The 24,747-nt window shown below is 64.6% G+C and carries 18 protein-coding genes and 1 pseudogene; 6 read left to right on the top strand and 13 right to left on the bottom strand.

Annotation, left to right across the window (positions count from 1 at the left end):
- Nucleotides 1–210: 210 nt before the first annotated feature.
- Nucleotides 211–1,863, top strand: coding sequence for a lysine--tRNA ligase (locus ACH196_RS09595; RefSeq protein ID WP_396646662.1), 1,653 nt, complete (start codon nucleotides 211–213; stop codon nucleotides 1,861–1,863).
- On the opposite strand, the gene ACH196_RS09590 is transcribed toward ACH196_RS09595, so the two are convergent.
- The 11 genes from ACH196_RS09590 to ACH196_RS09540 all read right to left on the bottom strand — a co-directional run bounded on the left by ACH196_RS09590 (nucleotide 1,826) and on the right by ACH196_RS09540 (nucleotide 13,297).
- Complete coding sequence (locus ACH196_RS09590) at nucleotides 1,826–2,758, bottom strand: thermonuclease family protein (RefSeq protein ID WP_396646661.1); 933 nt, start codon at nucleotides 2,756–2,758, stop codon at nucleotides 1,826–1,828. The genes ACH196_RS09595 and ACH196_RS09590 overlap by 38 nt on opposite strands.
- A 1-nt stretch (nucleotide 2,759) precedes the next feature.
- A complete protein-coding gene (locus ACH196_RS09585; RefSeq protein WP_396646660.1) occupies nucleotides 2,760–3,410 on the bottom strand; it encodes a helix-turn-helix transcriptional regulator in 651 nt (216 codons plus the stop codon).
- A 148-nt stretch (nucleotides 3,411–3,558) separates the two neighbouring features.
- Nucleotides 3,559–4,452, bottom strand: coding sequence for a sterol desaturase family protein (locus ACH196_RS09580; protein WP_396646659.1), 894 nt, complete (start codon nucleotides 4,450–4,452; stop codon nucleotides 3,559–3,561).
- A gap of 125 nt (nucleotides 4,453–4,577) precedes the next feature.
- Nucleotides 4,578–5,183 (bottom strand): thioesterase family protein, encoded by a 606-nt coding sequence (locus ACH196_RS09575; RefSeq protein ID WP_396646658.1) that lies wholly within the window; start codon nucleotides 5,181–5,183, stop codon nucleotides 4,578–4,580.
- 10 nt (nucleotides 5,184–5,193) lie between these two features.
- Nucleotides 5,194–7,416, bottom strand: coding sequence for a 3-hydroxyacyl-CoA dehydrogenase NAD-binding domain-containing protein (locus ACH196_RS09570; protein ID WP_396646657.1), 2,223 nt, complete (start codon nucleotides 7,414–7,416; stop codon nucleotides 5,194–5,196).
- Nucleotides 7,417–7,427: 11 nt separating this feature from the next.
- A complete protein-coding gene (locus tag ACH196_RS09565) occupies nucleotides 7,428–7,856 on the bottom strand; it encodes a YbaY family lipoprotein (RefSeq protein ID WP_396646656.1) in 429 nt (142 codons plus the stop codon).
- The gene (locus tag ACH196_RS09560) at nucleotides 7,856–9,064 is read right to left on the bottom strand and encodes an acetyl-CoA C-acetyltransferase (protein WP_396646655.1); all 1,209 of its coding nucleotides are present in this window, start codon (nucleotides 9,062–9,064) and stop codon (nucleotides 7,856–7,858) included. The genes ACH196_RS09565 and ACH196_RS09560 overlap by 1 nt, the downstream gene beginning before the upstream one ends.
- Nucleotides 9,065–9,141: 77 nt before the next feature.
- Complete coding sequence (locus tag ACH196_RS09555; RefSeq protein WP_396646654.1) at nucleotides 9,142–9,543, bottom strand: DUF4259 domain-containing protein; 402 nt, start codon at nucleotides 9,541–9,543, stop codon at nucleotides 9,142–9,144.
- 11 nt (nucleotides 9,544–9,554) lie between these two features.
- Nucleotides 9,555–10,661: an acyl-CoA dehydrogenase family protein gene (locus ACH196_RS09550; protein ID WP_396646785.1), complete on the bottom strand. Its 1,107-nt coding sequence runs from the start codon at nucleotides 10,659–10,661 to the stop codon at nucleotides 9,555–9,557.
- A 148-nt stretch (nucleotides 10,662–10,809) separates the two neighbouring features.
- Nucleotides 10,810–12,606: an acyl-CoA dehydrogenase C-terminal domain-containing protein gene (locus ACH196_RS09545; RefSeq protein ID WP_396646653.1), complete on the bottom strand. Its 1,797-nt coding sequence runs from the start codon at nucleotides 12,604–12,606 to the stop codon at nucleotides 10,810–10,812.
- A 226-nt stretch (nucleotides 12,607–12,832) separates the two neighbouring features.
- Nucleotides 12,833–13,297 (bottom strand): MerR family DNA-binding transcriptional regulator, encoded by a 465-nt coding sequence (locus ACH196_RS09540; protein ID WP_396646784.1) that lies wholly within the window; start codon nucleotides 13,295–13,297, stop codon nucleotides 12,833–12,835.
- A 462-nt stretch (nucleotides 13,298–13,759) separates the two neighbouring features.
- Here ACH196_RS09540 and ACH196_RS09535 point away from each other — a divergent pair, with 462 nt between their 5' ends.
- From ACH196_RS09535 to ACH196_RS09520, 4 genes are all read left to right on the top strand, one after another.
- Nucleotides 13,760–17,590, top strand: a complete 3,831-nt coding sequence (locus ACH196_RS09535) for a peptidoglycan-binding protein (RefSeq protein WP_396646652.1) — start codon at nucleotides 13,760–13,762, stop codon at nucleotides 17,588–17,590.
- 178 nt (nucleotides 17,591–17,768) lie between these two features.
- Entirely contained in the window at nucleotides 17,769–18,689 is a 921-nt protein-coding gene (locus ACH196_RS09530; protein WP_396646651.1) for a sulfite exporter TauE/SafE family protein, read from the top strand.
- A 2-nt stretch (nucleotides 18,690–18,691) separates the two neighbouring features.
- On the top strand, nucleotides 18,692–19,486 hold the full coding sequence (locus tag ACH196_RS09525) for a TIGR02186 family protein (RefSeq protein WP_396646650.1): 795 nt from the start codon (nucleotides 18,692–18,694) through the stop codon (nucleotides 19,484–19,486).
- Entirely contained in the window at nucleotides 19,479–19,970 is a 492-nt protein-coding gene (locus tag ACH196_RS09520) for a DUF3429 domain-containing protein (protein WP_396646649.1), read from the top strand. The genes ACH196_RS09525 and ACH196_RS09520 overlap by 8 nt, the downstream gene beginning before the upstream one ends.
- Before the next feature lie 8 nt (nucleotides 19,971–19,978).
- On the opposite strand, the gene pdeM is transcribed toward ACH196_RS09520, so the two are convergent.
- Together pdeM and ACH196_RS09510 are read right to left on the bottom strand one after the other, a co-directional pair.
- Nucleotides 19,979–20,692 (bottom strand): ligase-associated DNA damage response endonuclease PdeM, encoded by a 714-nt coding sequence (gene pdeM, locus ACH196_RS09515; protein ID WP_396646648.1) that lies wholly within the window; start codon nucleotides 20,690–20,692, stop codon nucleotides 19,979–19,981.
- Entirely contained in the window at nucleotides 20,689–23,229 is a 2,541-nt protein-coding gene (locus ACH196_RS09510; RefSeq protein WP_396646647.1) for a ligase-associated DNA damage response DEXH box helicase, read from the bottom strand. The genes pdeM and ACH196_RS09510 overlap by 4 nt, the downstream gene beginning before the upstream one ends.
- 899 nt (nucleotides 23,230–24,128) lie before the next feature.
- Between ACH196_RS09510 and ACH196_RS09505 the strand changes: the two are divergent.
- A pseudogene (locus ACH196_RS09505) lies at nucleotides 24,129–24,747 on the top strand (hypothetical protein); the annotation flags it as partial.

Here is a 24,747-nt window from a genome sequence, read left to right as displayed (position 1 = left end):
CACTTCAGCGCGCAACGCCTTGAGATCGGTGAACGCGGCGCCGTCATGGCCGACACCATTGGCAGGGCGGCGAGCGACCGCCGCTGAACATGGCGAAGCCCTGGTGCGCGAATTCGGCCGCGAAACGTTGACGCTCCCGCTCTCGCCGAATAGGGAATGCGGCTTCTCCGGCCCGGCGCCGGTTTCAACGGACGATCTAGGAACGACACGATGTCGAGATCCAACATCATTGATCTCAATCCCGAAGTGCTTACGGCGGCGGCCGAGAGCAAGGCTTGGCCGTTCGAGGAAGCGAAAAAGATCGTCAAGCGCTACGAGAAAACGGGCTTTCCGGAAACGGTGCTGTTCGAGACCGGCTACGGCCCGTCCGGCCTGCCGCATATCGGCACGTTCGGCGAGGTGGCGCGCACCACAATGGTGCGCCACGCCTTCCGCGTGCTGACCGAGGACAAGGTCAAGACCAAGCTGCTGTGCTTCTCCGACGACATGGACGGCATGCGCAAGATACCGGACAATGTTCCGGACCGCTCGTTCCTGGAGCCGCATCTGCAGAAGCCGCTGACGGTCGTGCCGAACCCGTTCGGCGGCGACTATGAAAGTTTTGGCCACCACAACAACGCGATGCTGCGGCGTTTCCTCGACACGTTCGGCTTCGACTACGAATTCGCCAGCGCCACCGAATATTACAAGTCCGGCCGTTTCGACGCGATGCTGCTACGCGCCGTCGAGCGCTACGACGCCATCATGAAAGTGATGCTGCCGACGCTGGGGCCAGAGCGCCAGGCGACCTACAGCCCGTTCCTGCCGATCTCGCCGAAGAGCGGCCGCGTGCTCTACGTGCCGATGAAACATGTGGATGCGAAGAACGGCACCATCACCTTCGACGACGAGGACGGTGTCGAGACGACGCTGCCGGTGACCGGCGGGCTGGTGAAAATGCAGTGGAAGCCGGACTTCGGCATGCGCTGGGCAGCCCTCGGCGTCGATTTCGAGATGTTCGGCAAGGACCACCAGACCAATGCGGCGGTCTACGACCGCATCTGCGAGATTCTCGGCGGGCGCGCGCCGGAGCATTTCGTCTACGAGCTTTTCCTGGACGACATCGGCCAGAAAATTTCCAAGTCGAAGGGCAACGGGCTCACCATCGACGAGTGGCTGAGCTATGCGCCGACCGAGAGCCTGGCGCTCTACATGTTCCAGCGGCCCCGCCAGGCGAAGAAGCTGTATTTCGACGTCATCCCAAAGGCGGTGGACGAATATTATTCGTTCCTCGCGGCCTATCCGCGCCAGGAATGGAAGGAGCGGCTCGGCAATCCCGTCTGGCATATCCATGACGGCAACCCGCCTGCGATCGAACTGCCGGTAAGCTTTGCACTGCTGCTCAACCTTGTCAGTGCATCGAACGCGCATGACCGCTCGGTGCTGTGGGGTTTCATCTCCCGCCATGCGCCCGGCGTGACGGCCGTGACGCATCCGGAACTCGACCGGCTGGCCGGCTACGCGATCCGCTACTTCGACGATTTCGTGAAGCCGACGAAGAAATATCGCGCGCCCGACGATGTGGAACGCGAGGCGCTGGCAAAGCTTTCGGATGCGCTCAGCGCCCTGCCGGCCAGCGCCGACGGCGAGGCGATCCAGAACGCCGCTCTCAACGTGGCGCGAAAGATCGAGCGCTACCAGGACCATTCCAAACAGAGCCCGGAAGGCGGGCCGGGCGTTTCGGTCGCCTTCTTCCAGATGATCTACCAGGTGCTGATCGGCCAGGAGCGCGGCCCGCGCTTCGGCTCGTTCGCGGCGCTCTACGGTATCGCCGAGACCCGCGCGCTCATTCAGCAGGCGCTGGAGGGGGCGCTGGCGGCGTAGGAAATTCGCCGAGCGGACCGTCGAGCACCGGCGGCGACACTCCGGGGTCCGGCGCGACGACATCCGGCGCGGGCTCGGTCAGCGGTCCCGACTGGATCGCGGTATCGGAAGCCGGCGGCGCGGGAAGCGCGCTGCCTGCCGCCGACTGGGCTGGCGCGCTGGTCGAGGGCGGACGACCGAATATACCCTTGCGGGCCTGTGCCGCCGTCTCGCCCAGCGCGACATATTCGCTGCCTCCGGCCGCGCGCGCCCAGCCGCTTTCGACCAGCCAGCCTGCGACGTCCTCCTTGCCGACCTGACAAGGGGCGACAACGATCTCCCGATCGGGCTCGGGCGGGATTTCGCAGGTGATCGACCGGCCGCGCAGCCAGGCCCTAAAGGCGGCGCGGGCACGCATGCCACACGGCCAGGATTTGCCGGCGGAATCGCAAGTCTCCTCGGGCCTGACCGGCTCGATGCCGGCGACCGCGATGCGGTAGCCCTTTGCCTCGATCAGGCCGGCCGCCGTGGCGACCGGCTGGAACAGGGTGATGCCCTTCCATTCGTCCGGCCTCTTCGGCTTGGGCGGCAGGGCCTGGCCGATGTCGCTCAGCGCCGCGCGTGGCCCGACCCGCTCGAGGCCGCCAGTCTCCGCCGGCGATTCCTCGGCCTCGTCCGGCGTCACCGGACGCGATATCGACTGCCGTTCGGCGCCGGATTTGAAGACGGGCCGCTCCGTCGTGATGGGCTTTCGCGCCACGCCGTCGTCGGTCGCTTTTTCGGCCGAACCGGTGGTGGCAATGGCCTCCGCCGAGACCTCGGCCTTCGACCGCAAGATGTTCCCACCGGCGACAACCAGCAACCCGACGCCGAGCATGACCGCCGCGGCGCCGAGCAGGATGGCCGGCGAACGCAACCTACTGGCTCGCCCAGACGATGCGCGCCACCCATTCGACGTCTTTCATCGCGACCTCCCGGACGGGATGGTCCGGATTGATGGACAAAAGCTCGATCTCGCGCGGCGAGCGGCGCGACAGCACCTTCGCCATCACTTCCCCGGAGGTGGTCTTCACCACCACGCGGTCGCCCTTGTGCACTGTGGCCCCGGGTTCGACGATCAGCACGTCGCGATCGCGGTAGACCGGCAGCATGGAATCGCCCTGCACCTGAAGTGCGTAGGCGGTGTCGCCGGCCCGCACCGGCAGTTCGATCAGCTCCCAGCCCTGCCCGGCCGGAAAGCCGGCATCGTCGAAGAAGCCGCCCGCGCCAGCCTGGGCGAAGCCGAGCAGCGGGACGGTGGATTTCTGCATGGGCAAGGCACCGGTCGCCACCGTATCGGACCCCGAGACCAAGCCGACGAATTCCTCGATCGACGAACTGGTCGCCTCGATGATCTTGGCAAGCGATTCGGTGGATGGCCAGCGCGGCCGCCCGTCCGTCGAGCGGCGCTTCGACTTGTTGAAGGCTGTGGAATCGAGGCCGGCGCGCCTGGCGAGGCCCGAGGTGGACAGGGAATTGCGTTCGGCAAGGGCGTCGATTGCCGCCCAGACACGGTCGTGCGAGAACATCACGGGCTCCGGCTCGCAAAGGAAAAAATACCTTGACGTTGTAGCGCCGCCCGAGGCCCGTGTCCAGAAAAGAAGTTGGCCGAAGGTGGAAGACCGGCAAGCCTTGCAGAACTTTCTTGCCGCGGGTGCGCGGCCGCACCGAAAAGCCCTAGATGCCGGCGTTCGGCCCGGCGACCGGATCCGTCGCGGCGAGGGTCTCCCGTTCCGGCGCGCCGGCCTTCCCGCTTCGGGCAAGAAAGCGGGATCGGACCGCGGCGATCTCCTCGCCGGCGAGCTTCAGCCACTCGGTCATCGGCCATACCATCAGCCGCGCCACGTCATTTTGCGGCACGCCGGCCGCGCCGAGCGGCCCGTTGCACGGGCCGGGAACGCGGTAGGTTCCGAACATCCAGTCGAAAACCGGGAAGATGTTGGCGAGGTTCTTGCCGTAAGCCTCCGCCACGTCGGCGTGGTGCCAGCGATGGAAGCGCGGCGACGCAAGCAGCAGCCTGAAAGGTCCGTGGTGCCAATCGACGTCGATATGGACGTAGACGACGTGCAGCGAAATCAGGATGGCGCCGATGCCGATGGCGTCGGCCGGCAAGCCAACCCATGTCAGCAGGATCGTGTAGGAACTCCACATCACCAGCGCTTCGAGGATATGGATGCGGTAGGCCGTCAGCCCGTTCACGTCCGGGTCCGAGTGATGGATCGCATGCACAGGCCAGAACCAGTACGTGTGCATCAGGCGATGGTTCCAGTAGTTCGCGAAATCGTGGCTGAACACCGCGATGAACGCCAGGAGCCAGAGCGGAACTCCGGACCAGAAGTCGGCCGGAATGGCTGGAAATCCGATCCGTGCATAGACCGCCTCGATGCCTATGGCGGCAAGCCAGACCAACGGCAGCAGGATGAAGTTGATGTGGAAGATCGCGACGGTTGCGAAGACGCCCTCCACCGCCCGGCGCGACCATGACAGCCGCCAGCCGCGACGCGCGATATCTATGACGAGGAGCAGCGCGAAAAACGCAGTGACCCACAGCATCTTAGGGCTGGCGGCCATTGTCTTCCACGAGTCAACGCGTTCACTGAGAAAGTGGAGGATGCTCTCCACGTGCCTCTCCCGATTCCGCGCGGCGGCCGACGGCAGCGCGCTTGCCCAAGCGAAGGAAAACTAGCCAAACTTGCTTAAGACACTTTCAACGGGATTCCGGCCGGCGATATGGTCATGGCCGCTTGCGGCGGACGCTCAATCACCGCTTTCGCAAGAGCCCGCAATCCTTGGTGCGATGCGACGAAAGCGCTCTCCGCCTCCGTCAGCGGGCGCGGCGACGTATCGTAGCCGAGCAGACGGACGAGGTCACCGATCGGCACGAAACGCCGCTCGCGCCGGTCGTAAATGCCGGCCGTGGTCAGGATGATCGCCGCCGTCGCACCGTTGTCCAGGACGAAACGGTGGCGGCCGATCATCGCCGTGCCTTCCCAGGTCTCCAGCGACGAGACCACGTCGAAACGCCGCCACAGGCGGATCTCGCGTGCGAAGACGGTTTGCAGGCCGCCGAGCATCGGCGCCCAGCGCCGTTCCCGCGCCAGCGCCCACAGGCCGCTGCGCAGAAAAATATCGATGCGGCCGAGATCGGCCAGCATCATGTAGCGCGCATTGTTGAGATGCAGGTTGAAGTCGATGTCGGTCGGCAGACATCGAAACGTCAGCGTGCTTGCCGAACCCAACTCGTAGCGGCCGCGACGTTTCGTCGTTGCCGCTACGCGGGCAAACCGCGCCCAGACATACATGCTTCAGCTGTCAGGCCGCCGCCTTCTCCTCGCCCTTCGCGTAGGGGTCGAAGCGCTGGTAAAAAGTCTCGCCCTTGGCCGCCATGTCGGCGAGCAGTTTCGGCGCCTTGAATTGGTCGCCGAATTTTTTGCGCAGCGTCTTCGACAGTGCGACGAATTTCTCCGCACCTATGCCGTCGATGTAGGACAGCGCACCGCCGCTATAGGGCGCGAAGCCGAAGGCGAGGATCGAGCCAACATCGGCCTCACGCGGATCGGTGACGATGCCTTCCTCCATCACACGCGCCGCTTCCAGCGCGATGGTGACCAGGAAACGCTGCTTCAGTTCCTCGACATCGACCTTTTCCGGCACAAGCTGCGGATAGAGATCCTTCAGCCCCGGCCACAGCTTCTTCTTCGCCGGCTTGGCCGGATAGTCGTAAAAACCCTTGCCGTTCTTGCGGCCATGCCGGCCATGGGTGTCGACCATCGTGTCTATCAACGCCATCTGCGCCGGGTCGACCGCTTTCTCGCCAAGGTCGCGCCTAGTCTGGCGCATGATCTTCTGGGCGAGGTCGATCGCCGTCTCGTCGGTGAGCGCCAGCGGGCCGACCGGCATGCCGGCCATTTTCGCTGCGTTCTCGATCATCGGCGCGGGAACGCCCTCGATCAGCATGCGGTAGGATTCGGCCATATATTGCAGCACGCAGCGGTTGACGTAGAAGCCGCGCGTGTCGTTGACGACGATCGGCGTCTTGCCGATAGCGCGCACATAGTCCAACGCCACGGCCAGCGCCTTGTCGCCGGTCTTCTTGCCCAGAATGATCTCGACCAGCATCATGCGGTCGACCGGCGAGAAGAAATGGATGCCGATGAAATTCTTCGGCCGGCCCGAGTTTTTGGCCAAGCCCGTGATCGGAATGGTCGAGGTGTTGGAGGCGAACACCGCCGAGGATTTCAGCACCGCTTCCGCCTTTTCGGTCGCAGCCTTCTTGACTTCCGAATCCTCGAACACCGCCTCGATGACGAGGTCGCAGCCATCCAGCAAGGCATAGTCGTCGGTCGGCGTGATCAGCGACAGCAGCTTTTCCTTCTCGTCCGGCTTGGCGCGGCCTTTCGCCACCGCCTCGGTGATCAGGCCTTCGGAATGCGCCTTGCCCTTCTCGGCGGAGGGCACGTCGCGGTCGAGCAGCACCACCGGAATGCCGGCCTTGGCCGTGACATAGGCGATGCCGGCGCCCATGAAGCCGGCGCCGAGCACGCCGATCTTCTTGAATTTGGTCGGGGCGACGCCCTGCGGCCGGCGCGCGCCCTTGTTGAGTTCCTGCAGCGAGACGAACAGCGAGCGGATCATCATCGCCGCCTCGGTCGTCTGCATGATCTCGGTGAAATAGCGCTGCTCTATGCGCAGGCCGGTCTCGAACGGCACCAGCAGCCCCTCATAGACGCATTTCAATATGGCGATCGGCGCGGGGTAGTTGCCGTAGGTTTCGCGCCGCAGGATGGCGATGGCCGGCGGCCAGAGATTGGCGCCTGCCGCCGAATAGACCGGGCCGCCGGGAATCTTGAAACCCTTCTCGTCCCAGGGCTGGACTGGCTTGAGCCCGCCCTTGATCATCGCCTTGGCGGTCTCGATCAGCTTTTCCGGTGCTGCAATCTCGTGGATCAGCCCCATCGCCTTCGCCCGCTTCGGCGTCAGCGTCTGGCCGGTGGTCAGCATCTGCAAGGCATCCTGCGTCTGGGCCAGCCTCGGCACGCGCTGGGTGCCACCGGCGCCCGGAAAGATGCCCACCTTGACCTCGGGCAGCGCCATCTTGACCTTGTCGCCGTCGGCGGCGACGCGTCCGTGGCAGGCCAGCGACAGTTCGAACGCGCCGCCCATGCAGGTGCCGTTGATGGCCGCGACCCACGGTTTTCCCGACGTCTCCAGCTTGCGCCACAGCCAGCCCATGCGGCCGGCGCCGTCGAACAGCAGCTTTGTCGCGTTTTCCGGGTCCTTGGCCCTCTCGGCATGAAAAATGCCCAGCATGCGCTTCAGCATGTTGAGATCCGCGCCGCCGGAAAAACTGTCCTTGCCGGAGGTGATCACCGCGCCCTTGATCGTCGCGTCGGCGGCGACCTGGTCGATGACCTTCTCCAACTCGTCCATCACCTCCTCGGTGAAGACGTTCATCGAGCGGTCGGGCATGTTCCAGGTGACGAGCGCAATGCCATCGGCGTCGGTCTCGACGGTGAAGTTGGTGTAGTCAGCCATCGTCGGGCCTCTCAATAGACAACAGGGTTGATCGTCAGGGAGACTTTTTCGTCGCCCGTATGGAATGCGGCATGAGGGTTGATGGCGAGCAGCCAGCCGTCGGCACGCTCCAGCCGCACCGTGAAGCCGGGGCGCACCGCCGTCTCGAGTTCGGTGCGCGGCACCTGCATCTCGAACGGAATGCTGTCGTGCTGCCCGCTGCTTTTCACCTCGACCTCGGCGATGCGTTTTGCCTTCTTGTCGGCGACGCCCTGCTCCTCCAGCCGGATTTTCAGGACGCCCGCCGGCAGCAGGCCTTTTTCGGCGTAGGATACGGTTCCGGTAAGGCGCATGGTTTTCTCCGAACCCGAAGCCTCGGGAGCCGTCCCGGCGGCCGACGCGACGACGATGGCCGCGCCGATGCCGGCAAGCGCCAGCCTGCGGTTGATGGCAACCGCCATCACACCCGCTCGATGATCGTCGCGGTGCCCATGCCGGCGCCGATGCAGAGCGTCACCAGCGCGGTGTTGAGGTCGCGCCGCTCCAGTTCGTCCAGCACCGTGCCGAAAATCATCGCGCCGGTGGCGCCGAGCGGATGGCCCATGGCGATGGCGCCGCCATTGACGTTGATCTCCTTCGGGTCGATCTCGAAGGCCTGGATGTAGCGCAGCACGACAGCGGCAAAGGCCTCGTTGAGCTCGAACAGGTCGATATCCCTGAGCTTCATCTTGGCGCGCTTCAGCAGCTTTTCGGTGACGTCAACCGGGCCGGTAAGCATCATTGCCGGCTCGGAGCCGATATTGGCGAACGCCTTGATGCGGGCGCGAGGCTTCAGGCCCATGGATTTGCCGGCCTTCTTGGAGCCGAGCAGGACGGCCGCCGCGCCATCGACGATGCCGGAAGAATTGCCGGCATGGTGGACGTGGTTGATCTCCTCCAGTTCCGGATAGCGCTGCACCGCGACCGCGTCGAAGCCGCCCATTTCGCCGGGCATGACGAAGGAAGGATTGAGCGATCCCAGCGCCTGCATGTCGGTGCCCGGCCGCATGTGCTCGTCGCGGTCCAGGATGGTCATGCCGTTCTGATCCTTGATCGGGATGACGGAGTTCTTGAAATACCCCTTTTCCCAGGCATGGGCGGCGCGCTTCTGGCTCTCCACCGCATAACCGTCGACGTCATCGCGCGAAAAGCCGTGCTTCGTGGCGATCAGGTCGGCCGACACGCCCTGCGGCATGAACCAGCCGGGCAGGCCCACCGAGGGGTCCATGAACCAGGCGCCGCCGGACATGCCCATGCCGACGCGGGACATCGATTCCACGCCGCCGGCGATCACGATCTCGTCGGCCCCCTGCGCGATTTTTGCCGCGCCAAGGTTCACCGCGTCGAGGCCGGAGGCGCAGAACCGGGAAATCTGCATGCCGGGAGCCTTCGTGTCGTAACCCGCCTCGAAGGCGGCCGAGCGCGGGATCACGGAACCCGCCTCGCCGACCGGATCGACACAGCCGAAGATGATGTCGTCGACTTCAGCCGTATCCAGACCGTTGCGGTCGCGGACGGCTTCCAGCACTTTCGCGCCGAGCCGCACCGCCGGCACCTCGTGCAGCGATCCGTCCTTCTTGCCGCGCCCGCGCGGCGTGCGCACGGCGTCATAGACATAGGCTTCGGCCATGATCATTCCTTTCTTACTCATTCGCGGGTGCCCCAGGAGCACCCAGTCGGTCCGTTGCCGGTGGCGTGAGCCTCCGTCTAGCGTAGTGCCTCACGCAAGCGCTTCAATTCAGCCTTGAAACCTGCCGCATTGGCGGGTTCGGCTTCGTTCCAAAGTTCCATAAGTTCCGAATTCTGGCCGCTGACGCAGTCAACCGCTTTGAACGCCTTGCCCTTCAATCCCGTCAGAGCCTGCCAATTGGAAACACCTTTGAGCGCTGACTCGGCAGGCTCGGAAAGAAGACCCGATGCTCCGCCGGCAGCAGCGACGATTGCCGCGGCGGCCAAGGCCATGGAACCATCGGGGGCTTCAACGTAGCCACCCGTTCCGCACCCCGCATCAAGAGCGCGTGATATTGCCACAACGCCTTCCTGCTCGAACTCCGCGACGAAGTCGGCGGCATCGTCATTTTCGAAGGGTTTAAACCCCCAGGCTCCCACGACACGTTCCTTTATAGGCTTCGAGCAATCAGCAGTTTCATGATCTCGTTGGTTCCGCCATAGATGCGCTGCACGCGGGCGTCGCGGAACATGCGGGCGATCGGATATTCGTTCATATAGCCATAGCCGCCGAACAGTTGCAGGCATTCGTCGACCACTTTTCCCTGAAGATCGGTCAGCCAGTATTTGGCCATCGAAGCGGTCGCCGGGTCGAGGCCGCCGGCCACATGGCGGGTGACGCAGTCATTGTAGAAGACGCGGCCGATGGTCGCCTCGGTCTTCAACTCGGCCAGCTTGAACTGGGTGTTCTGGAAATCGAGGATCGGCTTGCCGAAGGCCTTCCGCTCCTTGACGTAGTCGATGGTGACGGCCAGCGCCCGCTCGATCATGGCAATGGCCTGACCGCCGATCAGCAGCCGCTCCTGCGGCAGTTGCTGCATCAATTGCACAAACCCCTGCCCTTCCTCATGGCCGAGCAGGTTGGCGGTCGGCACGCGCACATCGTTGAAGAACAGTTCGGAGGTGTCGTTGGCCTTGAGGCCGATCTTGTCGAGGTTGCGGCCGCGCTCGAACCCTTCCGCGCCGTCGGTCTCGACAACGATCAGCGAGACGCCCTTGGCGCCCTGCGCCGGGTCGGTCTTGGTGACGACGATGACGAGATTGGCGTGCTGGCCATTGGTGATGAAGGTTTTCGAGCCGTTGATGCGGTAGTGGTTGCCGTCCTTCTCGGCGCGCGTCTTGACGCCCTGGAGGTCGGAGCCAGCGCCCGGCTCGGTCATGGCGATGGCGCCGATCAATTCGCCGGTGGCGAGTTTCGGCAACCAGGTCTTCTTCTGCTCCTCCGAGCCGTACTGGAGGATGTAGGGCGCGACGATGGCGTTGTGCAGAACGATGCCGAAACCGTCGACGCCGGCGTGCCCGATCGCCTCGATGATGGCGCTCTCATGCGCATAGCTGCCGCCCGAGCCGCCGTATTCTTCCGGCATGGAGGCGCAGAGCAGCCCGGCAGCGCCGGCCTTCTCCCAGGAGGCGCGGTCGACCATTTCGTTCTTCTCGAACTCGTCGTAGCGCGGCGCGATCTCGTCCGCCATGAAGCGGCGCGCCATATCGTAGAGCATAGCGACGTCGTCCGCCGCCCAGGCGGGCTTCGGCAAGTCGAGAATTTCGGTCGGATCGGTCGCCAAGAGCGTCTCCCGTCGCGTCTTCGCCGGTTGTTTCTTATAGCCACTCTGTTCAAGCATGAACAGAGTTTAGATATATGCCAGATCAGAACGCCTCGGCCGGCAGCGCCATCATCGTGTCGGCGCCCGACGAGATGCGGGCGAGGTGGGCCGCGGTCTCGGGCATGACGCGTTCCATGAAGTAGCGGCCGGTGACGAGCTTGTTCTCGTAGAAGGATGTAGCGTCGCCGGCGCCGTTTGCCAGCCTGTTTTGCGCCGCCTTGGCCATCTGGCCCCACATATAGCCAAGCGACACAAGACCGAAGAGATGCATGTAATCGGTTGAGGCCGCACCCGCATTGTCGGGTTTCGCCATGGCGTTCTGCATCAGCCACATGGTCGCGGCCTGCAGGTCGTTCAGCCCCTTCTTCAGCGCCTTGGTGTACGGCGCCATCTTCTCGTCGGAGCGGCCGGCCTCGCAAAACTCGCCGACTTCCTTGAAGAAGTTCTGGATGGCGCGGCCGCCATTCATGGCAAGCTTGCGGCCGACGAGGTCGAGCGCCTGAATGCCGTTGGCACCCTCATAGATCATGGCGATGCGGGCATCGCGCACGAACTGGCTCATGCCGTGTTCTTCGATATAACCGTGGCCGCCGAACACCTGCTGGGCGGCAACGGCGTGCTCAAAACCCTTGTCGGTCAGCACGCCCTTGACGATCGGCGTCATCAGGCCGAGGGCATCGTCGGCGTCCTGCTTGTCCTTGTCGTCGCCGGAACGGTGGGCGACGTCGGAGCGGATCGCCGTCCACAGCGCGAAAGCCCGGCCGGCCTCGTTGAACGCCTTCATGGTCATCAGATTGCGGCGTACGTCGGGGTGGACGATGATCGGATCTGCCGGCTTGTCCGCTGCCTTCGGGCCGGACAGCGAACGGCCTTGCAGCCGCTCCTTCGCATAGGCAACCGCGTTCTGGTAGGCGGCCTCGCCGACGGCCAGTCCTTGTAGCCCCACGCCGAGGCGCGCTTCGTTCATCATGGTGAACATGGCCTTCAGCCCGGCATTCTCGTCGCCGATCAGCCAGCCCGCCGCCTCGTCATAGTTCATGACGCAGGTGGAGTTGCCGTGGATGCCCATCTTCTCCTCGATGGAGCCGCAGGAGACGCCGTTGCGTTTTCCGGGATTGCCGGCCTCGTTGGGGATGAATTTCGGCACGATGAACAGCGATATGCCTTTCACGCCCTGCGGCGCGCCCTCGATGCGGGCGAGCACCAGATGCACGATGTTTTCCGACAGATCGTGCTCGCCGGCCGAGATGAAAATCTTCTGGCCGGAGATCTTGTAGCTGCCATCGGCCTGCGGCGCGGCGCGGGCGCGCAGCAGGCCGAGATCGGTGCCGCAATGCGGCTCGGTCAGGTTCATGGTGCCGGTCCACAACCCCTCGACCATCTTCGGCAGATACTTTTGCTTCTGTTCTTCAGTACCATGCACGAGGATCGCGGCGATGGCGCCCTGCGTCAGGCCGGCATACATCATCAGCGCCATGTTGGCGGAGATCATGTATTCGCCGACCGCCGAGTGGACGCAATAAGGCAGGCCCTGGCCGCCGAATTCGGACGGCACCCCCAGCCCCATCCAGCCGCCGGCGCGGTACTGGTCGAATGCGTCCTTGAAACCTTTCGGCGTGGTCACCGAGCCGTCATCGTGACGCTCGCAGCCCTGCATGTCGCCGACCCGATTGAGCGGCTGCATGACGTTTTCCGCGAGCTTGGCCGCCTCGTCGAGAATGGCTTCCAGCACGTCAGGCGTGGCGTCGGAGAAACCTGGCAGGTTCGAGTAGCGCTCGTAGCCGAGCACCTCGTTGAGCACGAACAGCGTATCCTGAACCGGTGCCTTATAGGTCGGCATGCTTCCTCCTTGATCGCATGGCGTCGGCCATCGGGCGGATTGCGCGCGCACGGCCGTATTGGACGGATCGTGGGAGAAAACTAATTGACGTTTGCGTAAACGTCAATCGCGTGAAAGCCGATTCCGAAGCCAAAAATGCGATGGGCGGCGGACTGTTCGATCCGCCGCCCATCAGGATTGTATGCCGTCCAAAAAGTCAAAGCGCGACGCGCTTCGAGGCGGCCTGTCAGTTCACGTTGCTATTGGCGACCGCCACCGAACGCTCGGTGAGCATGCGCCGCACCACGGACATCAGCGAGCCCAGCTCCTCGATCGCCTCGTCCAGCGCGGCACGCTGCTTCTGCAGGCGGCCGAGCTGCTTCTCGGACTTGTCGAGCGTCAGGCGCAACTGCTTGGCGTTGGAACCGGTCGGGTCGTAGAGGTCGATCATCTGCTTCACGTCGCGCAACGAGAAGCCAATCTTGCGGCCGAGCAGGATGAGTTTCAGCCTCGCCCGGTCACGCCTTGTGTAGAGGCGGGTGCTGCCCTCGCGCTTGGGGTGCAGCAGCCCCTTGTCTTCGTAGAAGCGAAGCGTGCGCAGCGTCACGCTGTAGATCTTGGCCATTTCACCGATCTTGAAGAGGGCGTCTTCGCCATCCTCGATCTCCGGAAAAACGCCGGATGCCATGCCGGCGTCTTCGCCGACCCTCATTGGTTTCATCATTTCTTCCAGCTATCCCCGGCTGACATCGCGGCCTGACCGGATGTTCAGACGAAAGCCGTTCGGGGGTCACGACTTTCGCGAAGGTTGAGACAAACGTCGGCGAGCCGCAAGGTCCGCCTTTTACGTTAACGTAAGTGAAGGCGCGCATATAGAGACCCTTACGCTACGTAGCAAGCGCCCAGAGGTTGAATTAGCGCTTGCGCAGAAAAGGCGCCGCGGAGCCCTTTCCCGCGTTCCTTCGCGCAAAATTAAGCTTGGTTAACATCTTGTTTACCACGATGGGCGAAATGTGCGCATGTCGGGCTCTCGTGATTATCCTGTAGCGAATTCTTCACGAACATTCGAAGCGGGCATGTCGTTGGAGACTGGTTCCATCGCAGCCGAACGCTTCGTTTCCCGAGGAGAGTGGGAGCAGGCCGGTCCAGCCGGCACAGGCGAATGGGCGTTTCGATGAACAACAGACGGTCGTATCTCGATACCCTGAACGCAGGCCGGGAGCGCAGGCCGGGCACCACGCTCGACCAGATCACCCAATCACTCCACAATCTCGAAAGCCGGCTTGACCGCTCGCGCGAAGCGCTCGACGGCTTCGGCCGGGACCGCGACGACAGCGCAAGGCAATCGCGAACCGCCCCGGTCTACGAGAGCGGCCGTCCCTATCGCGAAACGCCGCGCGCGCCTCAACCGGCGCCAGCGCGGCGAGCCGAAACGCCGGCGCCCTACCAGTCGCTGGCCCGCGACCTGGACAGGGTGCGCGGCCAGGAGGAAGGCGTCGCCTCCGCCAGCCGGATCGCCGGCGAGTTGAAGAGCCTGCGCGAGGATTTTCGCCAGCAGATGGCTTCGAACATGCAGCGCGAATTCGAGACGCTGCGCGCCGAGATCGGCCGCATGATGGCCTCGACCGGCGGCGCGGCGATCGGATCAGAATTCGCCGCGGAACTCGACCGCATCTCGCGCAGCGTGCGGGAACTTTCCGAACGCACCGACGACAAGGGCATGAATGCGCTTCGCGACGACATCGAGCAGGTGCGCGGCGCGCTCGACACGCTGGCGCGAGAAGACACGGTCCGGTCATCGGACCGCCGCTGGGACGATTTCGACCGCCGCTGGACGGCTTTCGAAAGCCGCGTCGACGCTCGGCAGAGCGCACACGACCCGGAAATCGCGGCGCTGTCCGACCGACTGCAGATGATCAGCGAGGCGGTCAACAACCTGCCCGAATCGCTGTCGCTGCGTTCGCTCGAGGAAAAGGTCCGGACGCTGGCCGGAGCCATCGACCATTTCGTGCGCCAGCAGGACAGCCAGGCGCCCGAAACCTTTCATCTGATCGAGGAGCGTCTTGACGAGATTTCGCGCGCCATCGTGGCTTCCACTGCGGCGGCACAGGTTCCGCATCTCGATCCGGAACCATTCCAGCGCATCGAGGCACGCATTTCCGCGCTCGCCCGGCAGATCGACGAGGTCGTGGAAGACCGTCCAACCGCCGAAGTCATCACCCGGCTGAACACGCTGTCGCAGCGGGTGGACGATCTCGCTGCGCAAGGCGGGCTGCCCGCGGAAGCCATCGACCGGCTGTCGCGGCAGGTCTTCGCCGTCGCCGAGAAGATCGACCAGACGCCGGCAGCCGATCACGACGCGATGCTCAACAGCATCGACCAGCGTTTCGACGTTCTGTCGGCGATGATCGAGCGGCGTCAGGGGGACGCCATCGAGCATGGCAACCTGATGTTCCGTGATCTGGAGCGGAGACTTGACGAGGTTGCCGACCGCATCGACGTGCGCGCTGCCGACTCGCTCGACGCGACGCGTGTCATGAATGTCATCGATGCGCGTTTCTCGGATCTCGCCAACCAGATCGCCAGCACGCCGGCGGATAGCAGCGGCGAGGCGATCCGTCAGCTCGAGGACCGGCTGGAGAGCATCTCGGAACGCATCGATGCCTCCGCCGCCAAATTCGCCGGAATCGATCCCCGGCTCATCCGCAGCCTGGAGAGCCAGGTGGCTGCGCTCGCCGATCATCTCAACCGGCCGTCCGCGCCATTGCCGGAATTCGAGGACATCGGCCCGCGGCTCGACGAGTTGGAGCGCGCGATTGCCGGCAGCCGCGATTCCATCCTCGATGCGGCGCGCCAGGCCGCCGAAAATGCCGTCAGGACGTTGGACGGCTCGCAGAACCACACCGTCGCGGTGACCGGGCTTGCCGAGGATCTGCGCGCACTGGAATCGCTGACGCGGCGTTCGGACGACCGCAACGCCAAGACGTTCGAGGCTATCCACGATACGCTGATCAAGATCGTCGACAGGCTTGGGGCCATGGACGCAGCGGAGGTCGCGCCAACCGCCCCAGTGCGTCCCGTACCGGCCCCGGCGCCGGCCCGGATGATGGAACTCGGCAGCACGCCGCCTCTGCATGCTGATCACAATGATAGCGGGCTTTCCGCGTCGCGGCCGAGCGAAAGCAAGCCGGCCAAGATCACGCCCGCCACGACCCGCACGCCCGCCGAAGCCGCGGCCGAGGCGGCAATCGCGGCAATCGATGGGGAAGTTGATGAAAAGAGGCCCGCCGCAAAGACCGCGCGCTCCCTGCTCGGCGGGCTGACCCGTGCTCTTGGCCGCAAGCAGACCGTGGCCGTAGCAAAGAAGGAACCGCCGGCCGAACCGAGTATGACCGCCGAACAGACGGTCGAACCGGCGCTGGACGAGCCCCTCGATCCGAAGATCGCCAACCGGCCTCTCGAGCCGGGGTCGGGCGCGCCAGACCTTAACGCCATCATGAAGCGGGTGCGCGAGGAACGAGGCCAGACAGCCAAGTCCTCGGAAACCGACGCCGCCAAGTCGGATTTCATCGCCGCGGCCCGCCGCGCGGCCCAGGCGGCCGCGGCTGAGGCCGAGGTGCACAAGCGTGGCGCCGGCACGCCGCGCGCCTCGCGCGGTTCGCAAATCGGCCAGATCCTGAAGACGCAGCGCAAGCCGATCCTGCTGGCGGCGACCGCCATCATGGTCGTCCTGGCTGGCATGCAGCTCGGCAGTGCCTATCTCTCTGGCGACGAACCGGTCGTCGCCGCTTCCATTCCGCTCGTCGCCGAGCAGCCGATGCAGACGGCGAGCAGCGAAAAGACGCTCGAACCGTCGGCTTCCGAGCCCGCGGCCGCCGACGTTGCGGCCAGCCCGGCGCTGCCGGATACGGCGGGCGGGAATGGCGAGCAGGCGGCTGCGGGCGTCGAGACAGCGGCGCTGCCGATAGAGGAACCGCAGGAAGCTATGGATGCGCCCGCTGACGCGGATGTCCGCCCGGCCGATGCCCCGGTTGCCGCCGCGCCCCCGGCTGCGGCCACGCCCGCCACCGAGCCCACGCCGGCGCAAGCATCACCCACAGCCGCGACCGGAGAACCGACGCCGGCCCACATCGCCGGAATCCCGGCGGATGCCGGGCCGATCGCCCTGCGCGAGGCCGCGGAGGCCGGAGACGCCAAGGCGCTGTTCGAGATTGCTTCGCGCTATGCTGACGGACGCGGCGTCAAGGCGGACATGAAGCAGGCGGCCACCTGGTACGAGAAGTCGGCCGAACTCGGCTTCGCGCCGGCGCAGTACCGCATCGGCAACCTCTACGAAAAGGCGCTCGGCGTCGAACGCGACGTCGGCAAGGCCAAGACCTGGTACCAGCTTGCCGCCGAACAGGGCAACGCCAGCGCCATGCACAATCTTGCCGTGCTCTACGCGATGGGCGCCGATGGCACCACCGACAACGAGTCCGCCGCGCGCTGGTTTGCAAGTGCGGCCGACCTCGGCGTCAAGGACAGCCAGTTCAACCTGGGCATCCTGGCTGCGAAAGGCGTCGGCATGCCGCAGAGCCTGGAGGAGTCCTACAAATGGTTCGCGCTGGCCGCCAAGGCGGGCGACCGCGACGCGGCCACCAAACGCGACGAGATCGCCAACTCGCTGCGGCCCGAGCAACTGGAGAAGGCGCGCGGCATGGTCGACCTGTGGAAGGCCAAGCCGGTCGACCCAGAGACCAACTCGGTCGAGATTCCCGAATCTTGGCAGGAAAGCCCCGACACCACGGCCGCCGTCGACATGAAATCCGCCGGCATCGACATGAAGAAGGCGATCGGCAACATCCAGCGCATCCTCAACAAGAACGGCTACGATGCCGGCGGCGCCGACGGCGTCATGGGCGAAAAGACCAAGAACGCCATCATGGCCTTCCAGAAGGACAACGACATGGCGCCTACCGGCGAGATCGACGAAAAGCTCGTCCGCACGCTGCTCGCCAAGAAATAGCGTTGCGAATCCGCGGGGCCGAACTCACCGCCTCGCGCGAATTTAACCTGTTGAGATAATTTTTGTTTCGGCTTTGCGGCGAAGTTTGACTTCGCCGCAATGTCGGCGCATGTGCTTACTAGTCACGAAGGTGTTTTCGGCACGCTTCGCCGTACCGCATTTGCAGTCGAGTTTCCGGGTGGGCATTTATCTCCCGATCGCAGAAATGTCGGTCAACGTTCTGGTCCTGCTCGCCATGGGCGCAGCGGTGGGCTTCCTGTCGGGCATGTTCGGCGTCGGCGGCGGTTTCCTGATCACGCCGCTGCTGATCTTCTACAACATCCCGCCGGCAATCGCGGTCGCGACCGGCGCAAACCAGGTCATCGCCTCGTCCTTCTCGGGAGCGCTTGCCCATGTCAAACGCGGCACGCTCGACTTCAAGCTGGGCACGGTGCTGCTTGTCGGCGGCATCTTCGGGTCGACGATCGGCATCTATATCTTCTCGCTGCTCAGAAGCCTTGGCCAGCTCGACCTCATCATCTCGCTGATCTACGTCGTGTTCCTGGGCACGGTCGGCGGCTTGATGCTGGTCGAAAGCGTCAATGCGATCAGGCGCTCGCGTGGGGGCGCTGTCCCGCCTTCGCTGAAGCGTCCCGGCCAGCACAACTGGATCCACCGGCTACCGCTGAAGATGCGCTTCCGCGCCTCGAAACTGTTCGTCAGCGTCATCCCGATCCTCGGATTAGGGGCCGGTATCGGCCTGCTCTCCTCGATCATGGGCGTCGGCGGCGGCTTCATCATGGTGCCGGCGCTGATCTACCTGCTGAAGGTTCCGACCAACGTGGTGGTGGGAACCTCGCTGTTCCAGATCATCTTCGTCGCCGCCTACACCACCATCGTCCACGCCTCGACCAACCAGACCGTCGACGTGGTGCTCGCCTTCATCCTGATGGTCGGTGGCGTCGCCGGCGCCCAGTATGGCGCCAAGGCCGGGCAAAAGCTGCGGGGCGAGCAGTTGCGGGCGCTGCTGGCGCTGCTGGTGCTGGCGGTGGCCATCCGCCTTGCCTTCGACCTGTTCCTGCCGCCTCCCAACATCTACTCGCTGGCTCCCGGGATCTGACGATGCCACGGCCGCGCGCATCCCTCCTCGCCCTTGCCTTCCTCTGCGCCGTCGGATCGGCGTCGGCGCAGGAGCCCGCGGACCGGCTGCCGGAAGGCATCCAGATCGGCCTGTCGACCGACGTCATCCGCATCACCGCCGACTTCTCAGGCGCCGACCTGACCATCTTCGGTTCACTCGAAAACCCCGACCCGACGATCACCCGCCAGGGCCGCTACGACGTCATCGTCGTGCTGGAAGGACCGGCGCGGCCGGTGACGGTGCGGCGAAAGGAACGGGTGCTCGGCATTTGGGTCAACACGCAGTCCGAGACTTTCGTCAACGTGCCAGAATCCTACTCGATCGCCACGACACGGCCGCCGCAGGACATCGCCGATCCGATCGCCTACAAGCGTCTGGCGCTCGGTCCGGATTTTCTGCATATCCAGCCCGCCGAGGAGGGCCAGCCGCCGGCGACGCTGGATAGGTTCCGGGCGGCGCTGCGCGATCGCAAGGAGGCAGTCGGCCTCTTCAACGAACGGGTCGGCGGCGTGCAGTTCCTGTCGTCGAACCTGTTTCGCGCCACCGTCAGGCTCGCGCCGGACGTGCCCGTCGGCACACACAAGGCGCGCGCCTTCCTGTTCCGCAATGGCGTCTTCATCAAGGAAACGTCGGCGCAACTGGCGATCGTCAAGTCCGGCTTCGAGCAGATGCTGTTCAGGCTTTCCAACAACCACAGCCTGTTCTACGGCATCTGCGCCGTCGGGCTGGCGATCGTCACCGGCTGGCTCGGCCGCCTGGTGTTCCGCCGTGACTAATCACGCCGCCGAAGAGATGAAGGATCAGGCGGCCGAGGCCGACGGTCCATTCCAGGCCGCCGGCCGTGTTGCTGGCTGGCTCGGGCTTACGCCGTTCATTGTGCTGTCGCTCTGGCTCTACGGCATCGCACCCGACCATCCCTGGCGGAGCGGCACGATCCTGCTGCTGCTCGTCTACAGCGCGGTCGTGCTGTCGTTTCTCGGCGGCGTCCGCTGGGGCGCAGGACTTACGGCCGAAGGCGCGGACAAGAGACCGGGCGAGTTGTGGCTGGCCCTGCCGCCCGCATTCATCGGCTGGATAGCGGTGGTCGTGCCGGTGCCGCTCTCCTTCGCCATCCTGGCGGTAGCTTTCGCCGCGCTCGGCGCGTGGGATGCACTGGCCACCCACAGGAACAAGCTTCCGGAATGGTATGGGCGCCTGCGGATTATCCTGACGGTCGGCGCGGTCGCCATGCTGCTGCTCGCCTTCGCGTCGACGAGTTGAAAAGCGTATCAGCCCGGCCGCAGCATCCTGCCAGCAATGGCATAGGTGCGATCGGCGCCCAGCATATAGGCCATCAGCCCGTCGCGGCGGAACAGGCCGGCGAAGGCGCGGTCGAGCACGTTGAGCGAGCCCGTATAACTGCCGAAGGCGGGCATGATCATGCGCCTGCCGTCGGCGGCGAAGCAGCGGCGGCGCACGGAGCGGCCGCGCTGGACGATGCGGGCGCAAGGATGCAGGTGCCCCGCGATCTCGCCTTCGCCGGCATCCTTTGATGGCTCGTGACGGAACAGCAGCGAGCCTACCGACAATTCTCGCACGCTTTCACCACCGACGCCCTTGGGCGGATCGGGATCGTGATTGCCGCTTACCCAGAACCAGTCGCGTCCCGCCATCAGCGAGACCAGCGCATCGCGAAAAACGTCCGGCATGCGGGCGGAGCCTTCGCCATCGTGAAAACTGTCGCCGAGGCTGACGACGATTTTCGGCGCGAACTCGTCGATCGCCGATTTCAGCCGGGCAAGCGTCGCGGCGGTGTCATAGGGCGGCACCAGCGAACCGCGGCGCGCGACCGACGAGCCCTTTTCGAGGTGCAGGTCGGAGACGGCCAGCAACGCGAGATCGGGAAAGAACAGGGCGCCGCGCCAGTCGCAGACAGCGCTTTCGCCGGCGAACTCGGTGGCGCCGTCCCCTTCCCTGCCCCTGAAAAGCTGTACTGCGGTCATGCGTTGCCCATGGCTTCCTCGACCAGCGACGCCTCCTCGAGCAGCGTCTCGTTGGCCTCGCCGGGCACCCGCTCCTTGCCGATCTCCAGCATGATGGGCACCGCCAGCGGCGAGATATGGTCCAGATTCTTATGCACGATTCGGCCCGGAATGCGCGAGAGCATCTCCGCCAGTCTCCTGACATCGAGCAGGCCGGTCGCGGCGTCCGCCCGCGTCGCCTGCAGCAGGATGTGGTCCGGCTCATGCGCCCTCAGCACATCATAGATCAGGTCGGCTGAAACCGTCACCTGCCGCCCGCTCTTCTCCTGGCCGGGATGGCGTTTCTCGATCAGGCCGGAAATCAGCGCGCAATTGCGGAACATGCGCTTCAACAGGTAGCTGTCGGCCAGCCAGTCCTCCAGATCGTCGCCCAGCATGTCCTCGTCGAACAACTGTGACAACGGCAGTTTTCCGCTTTTGAACAGCGCGCCCATGTCGTCCAGCCCCCACACCGCCAGCGAATAGTCGGTGGCGACGAAACCCAGCGGCCGGGCACCGGCGCGGTCCAGCCGCCGCGTCAAAAGCATGCCGAGCGTCTGGTGCGCCAGACGGCCCTCGAAGGGATAACAGACCATGTAATGCCGGTTGCCGCGCGGAAACGTCTCGACCAACAGGTCGCCGCGCCTCGGCAGCACCGATTTTTCGGACTGGAGGCGAAGCCAGTCGGACACCTGGTCCGGCAGCGCCTTCCAGCGCGCGGGATCGGCCAGCATGCCGCGCACCTGGTCGGCGAGGTAGGTGGAGAGCGGAAATTTTCCGCCGGCATAGACCGGGATGCGCGGATCATTGCCGACGGCATTCGACACGAACGCCTCCGTCTCGCGGATGCCTTCCAGCCGCAAAACTTTTCCCGCGAACAGGAACGTGTCGCCCGGCGAGATCGATTCCAGGAAACCTTCCTCGATTTTTCCCAGCACCGGCCCGCCGCGCGACGCAACGCCCCTGCCCGAGCGGGCATAACGCAGTGTCAGATAAGGCGCCTCGACGATGGTGCCGACATTCAGCCGGTACTGCTGGGCGAAGCGCGGATGCGAGATGCGCCATTTGCCCTCCTTGGTCAGCCGGATTTTTGCGTAGCGTTCATAGGTGCGAAGCGCATAGCCGCCGGTCGCGACGAAATCGACGGCGCGATCGAAGGTCTCGCGCGACAACGCGGCGTAGGGCGCCGCGCCCCTCACCTCCTCGTACAGTTCCGTGGCGTCGAAGGATTCCGCACAGGCGCTGCCCAATATGTGCTGCGCCAGCACGTCCAGCGCGCCATCCACCAGCGGCGGCGTATCCTGCGCGCCGAGATAGTTCGCCTCGACCGCCGCCCGGCACTCCAGCACCTCGAAGCGGTTGGCCGGTATCAAGATCGCCTTGCTTGGCTCGTCGAGCCGGTGATTGGCGCGGCCGATGCGCTGGGCGAGCCGGCTGGCGCCTTTCGGCGCGCCGACATGCACGACGAGGTCGACATCGCCCCAGTCGATGCCGAGGTCGAGCGTCGAGGTGGCGACGATGGCGCGCAGGCTCCCCGTCTCCATCGCCTTCTCGACACGCCGCCGCTGGCTGACGTCGAGTGACCCATGATGCAGCGCGATCGGCAGCGTGTCCTCATTGACCCGCCACAGTTCCGAAAACAGCATTTCCGCCTGGCTGCGCGTGTTGACGAAAAGCAGCGTCGTGCCGTGCTTCCTGATGGCGTCGTAGATTTCCGGTATCGCATAACGCGAGGAATGCCCTGCCCACGGCACGCGCTCCTCGGAATCCAGGATGGAAATATCCGGCTTGGCGCCACCCGACACTGTGATGAGATCAGCCATTCGCGCCTCCTCACTCCCCTCAAGGGGGAAGGATGACCCCTGCGGCACCAGCCAGCGTCGCAATTCGTCCGGCTCGGCGACCGTGGCCGACAGGCCGATCGCCTGGACGCCAGGCACATAGCGCCGCAAGCGGGCGAGACCCAGCGACAGGAGATGGCCGCGCTTCGACGTGACCAGCGAATGCAACTCGTCGAGCACGACGTAGCGCAGGCCGGCGAAAAACCGTTTGGCGTCCGGCGATGCGATCAGCAGCGCCAACTGCTCGGGTGTGGTCAGCAATATATCGGGCGGCGACAGCTTCTGGCGCTGGCGCTTGTGCGCCGGCGTGTCGCCGGTGCGCGTCTCCATCGATATCGGCAGCCCCATCTCGGCAACGGGTTTGGTTAGATTGCGCTCGATGTCGACGGCCAGCGCTTTCAACGGCGAGATATAGAGCGTATGCACGCCGCGAAACGCCTCTCCCGGCTTGCGCTTCGGCCGGACGGCCAAATCCACCAGCGCGGGCAGGAAGCCGGCCAGCGTCTTGCCGGCCCCGGTCGGCGCGATCAACAGTACGGAATTGCCGGCCTGCGCCTTTGCCAGAAGCTCGACCTGATGGGCGCGCGGCGACCAGCCACGCTGCGAAAACCATTTTATGAATGGTTCGGGCAGCAGCGCGGCGGCATTCGCGGACAGGACGCGGCTCTGGTCGGTCACGCGAAAGACCTAGCGCGGGCGCAGCCGGCCGCCAAGCGAATTCTGGAACAAAAAGAGATCAGATGGCTCCGGCAATTCCGGGAACAGTTTTACTTGGTCTACCTGATAACCCGAAAGCCCCACTCCTGCCCTTCGGGCGTCCTTCGGACCTCCGGGGCCTATCGTAGTCATACATCTCGGATTTTGGTTATGACTCGCTGATCGGCCGACTCACCCGATTCTTTGCCGGCTCTGGCGTCGCCACCTCCGAGGCCTGGATTCCCGACACTCACCGCTCGCTTCGCTCGCTCACGAGGTCGGGAATGACGACAGTCACGGGCCGTTTCAGCTAATCGTCGATGTCTTCCGTTTGAGCGAAGCGTCAACGTCGGAGATTAGCCGAGGCAAACCATGATTGTCGTCATTCCCGACCTCGTGAGCGAGCGAAGAGTGTCGGGAATCCACGCCTCGCACTCAAAGCTACAAAGCCGGTGCGGAATCTGCTGCGCCGTATGACTGGCGAGCCGCAGCTAAAATCCAGGATGCGTGAATATGATGGCCACAAGGGAAGTCGCCGCTTATTGCGCGATGCCCGGCGGCACGGATCGCCCCAATCACCGCTTTTGCCGGCCTTGTCGGCCTCCTTGGTCATGCTTGTTCCGCAAAAATCCAAACGGGTTGCAGCTAACCATCTGTTTCTGCTTGGTTTTGCAAGCATGACATTCTTTTCGAACGGCCTCGCGCCCAGGCCGGGAGGCGGGCTGCTGCCTCCGAAAATCAAATCTTTTCAATGTGTTGCGCTGACAGAGTGATGGCCGCTTCGGCTTTCCGTCATCATCAAGGATTATTTTCTTATGACACTTGTATTTGTTCCCTATATGTTCCATATTGAATGCCGGCCTTGTCCGGAGGAGGCGGCATTGGAGTTTGGAGACGCGAGTACGACAATCGAGCGATACCGGGGAGCGCTGAAGCACATCCTGCTGATGCTCGTCGGCATGGCCGAGATGGGTTTTGGCAAGCCGCTGTCGCTGGTGCTCGGGGAAGCCGCTGTCGCCCCAAGGCCAGGACGGGCGGGGAAGACGGGGAGGAACAAGCCGTCCGCGGCGCTCTGCCTGCCGCGCCACCTCTACCGCGCCATTCTTCTGCTCTTGCGTCCGGCCGAATCCGCAGCCCGCCGCCTGATCATCGCGACAGCGCAAGGCATCGTGGTGACGCTGCCGCCGTTCCGTCCGCGAAAGCCAAAACCAAAAATTTCCGACACGGTGGCCGCCATGCGCCGCCTCGGCCTTGCCGTCACCCTGTCGAGAGAAGACTTTGCCCGCTATGAAGCCGAACGGAAAGTCGCCGAACGGCGTGCCGCCAGGCCGCGTGGACAAAACCTTTCGCTGCTCGATGCGCTGAAATATCCGTTCCGCATCCGCCGCAACTATGTGCCGGCGCATGCCGCCCCGCGCATCCGGTCGATCGACGACGATGCGCCACGCATCCCCCTGCCGCCGCCGCCGTCGCAGAACGATCCGATCAATGCGGCAAAGC

The organism is Mesorhizobium sp. IMUNJ 23232 (assembly GCF_044326205.1).
Lineage (GTDB): Bacteria > Pseudomonadota > Alphaproteobacteria > Rhizobiales > Rhizobiaceae > Kumtagia.
Note: the sequence above shows the minus strand (reverse complement) of the source record. Positions and strands in the feature narration are given on the sequence as shown.

Bases quoted from the DNA above. Each gene is read 5' to 3' on its own strand.
- ACH196_RS09595 (WP_396646662.1), top strand. From the start codon at position 211: ATGTCGAGATCCAACATCATTGATCTCAATCCCGAAGTGCTTACGGCG.
- ACH196_RS09585 (WP_396646660.1), bottom strand. From the start codon at position 3,410: ATGTTCTCGCACGACCGTGTCTGGGCGGCAATCGACGCCCTTGCCGAA.
- ACH196_RS09580 (WP_396646659.1), bottom strand. From the start codon at position 4,452: ATGGCCGCCAGCCCTAAGATGCTGTGGGTCACTGCGTTTTTCGCGCTG.
- ACH196_RS09575 (WP_396646658.1), bottom strand. From the start codon at position 5,183: ATGTATGTCTGGGCGCGGTTTGCCCGCGTAGCGGCAACGACGAAACGT.
- ACH196_RS09570 (WP_396646657.1), bottom strand. From the start codon at position 7,416: ATGGCTGACTACACCAACTTCACCGTCGAGACCGACGCCGATGGCATT.
- ACH196_RS09565 (WP_396646656.1), bottom strand. From the start codon at position 7,856: ATGGCGGTTGCCATCAACCGCAGGCTGGCGCTTGCCGGCATCGGCGCG.
- ACH196_RS09560 (WP_396646655.1), bottom strand. From the start codon at position 9,064: ATGGCCGAAGCCTATGTCTATGACGCCGTGCGCACGCCGCGCGGGCGC.
- ACH196_RS09550 (WP_396646785.1), bottom strand. From the start codon at position 10,661: ATGCTCTACGATATGGCGCGCCGCTTCATGGCGGACGAGATCGCGCCG.
- ACH196_RS09545 (WP_396646653.1), bottom strand. From the start codon at position 12,606: ATGCCGACCTATAAGGCACCGGTTCAGGATACGCTGTTCGTGCTCAAC.
- ACH196_RS09540 (WP_396646784.1), bottom strand. From the start codon at position 13,297: ATGAGGGTCGGCGAAGACGCCGGCATGGCATCCGGCGTTTTTCCGGAG.
- ACH196_RS09535 (WP_396646652.1), top strand. From the start codon at position 13,760: ATGAACAACAGACGGTCGTATCTCGATACCCTGAACGCAGGCCGGGAG.
- ACH196_RS09525 (WP_396646650.1), top strand. From the start codon at position 18,692: ATGCCACGGCCGCGCGCATCCCTCCTCGCCCTTGCCTTCCTCTGCGCC.
- pdeM (WP_396646648.1), bottom strand. From the start codon at position 20,692: ATGACCGCAGTACAGCTTTTCAGGGGCAGGGAAGGGGACGGCGCCACC.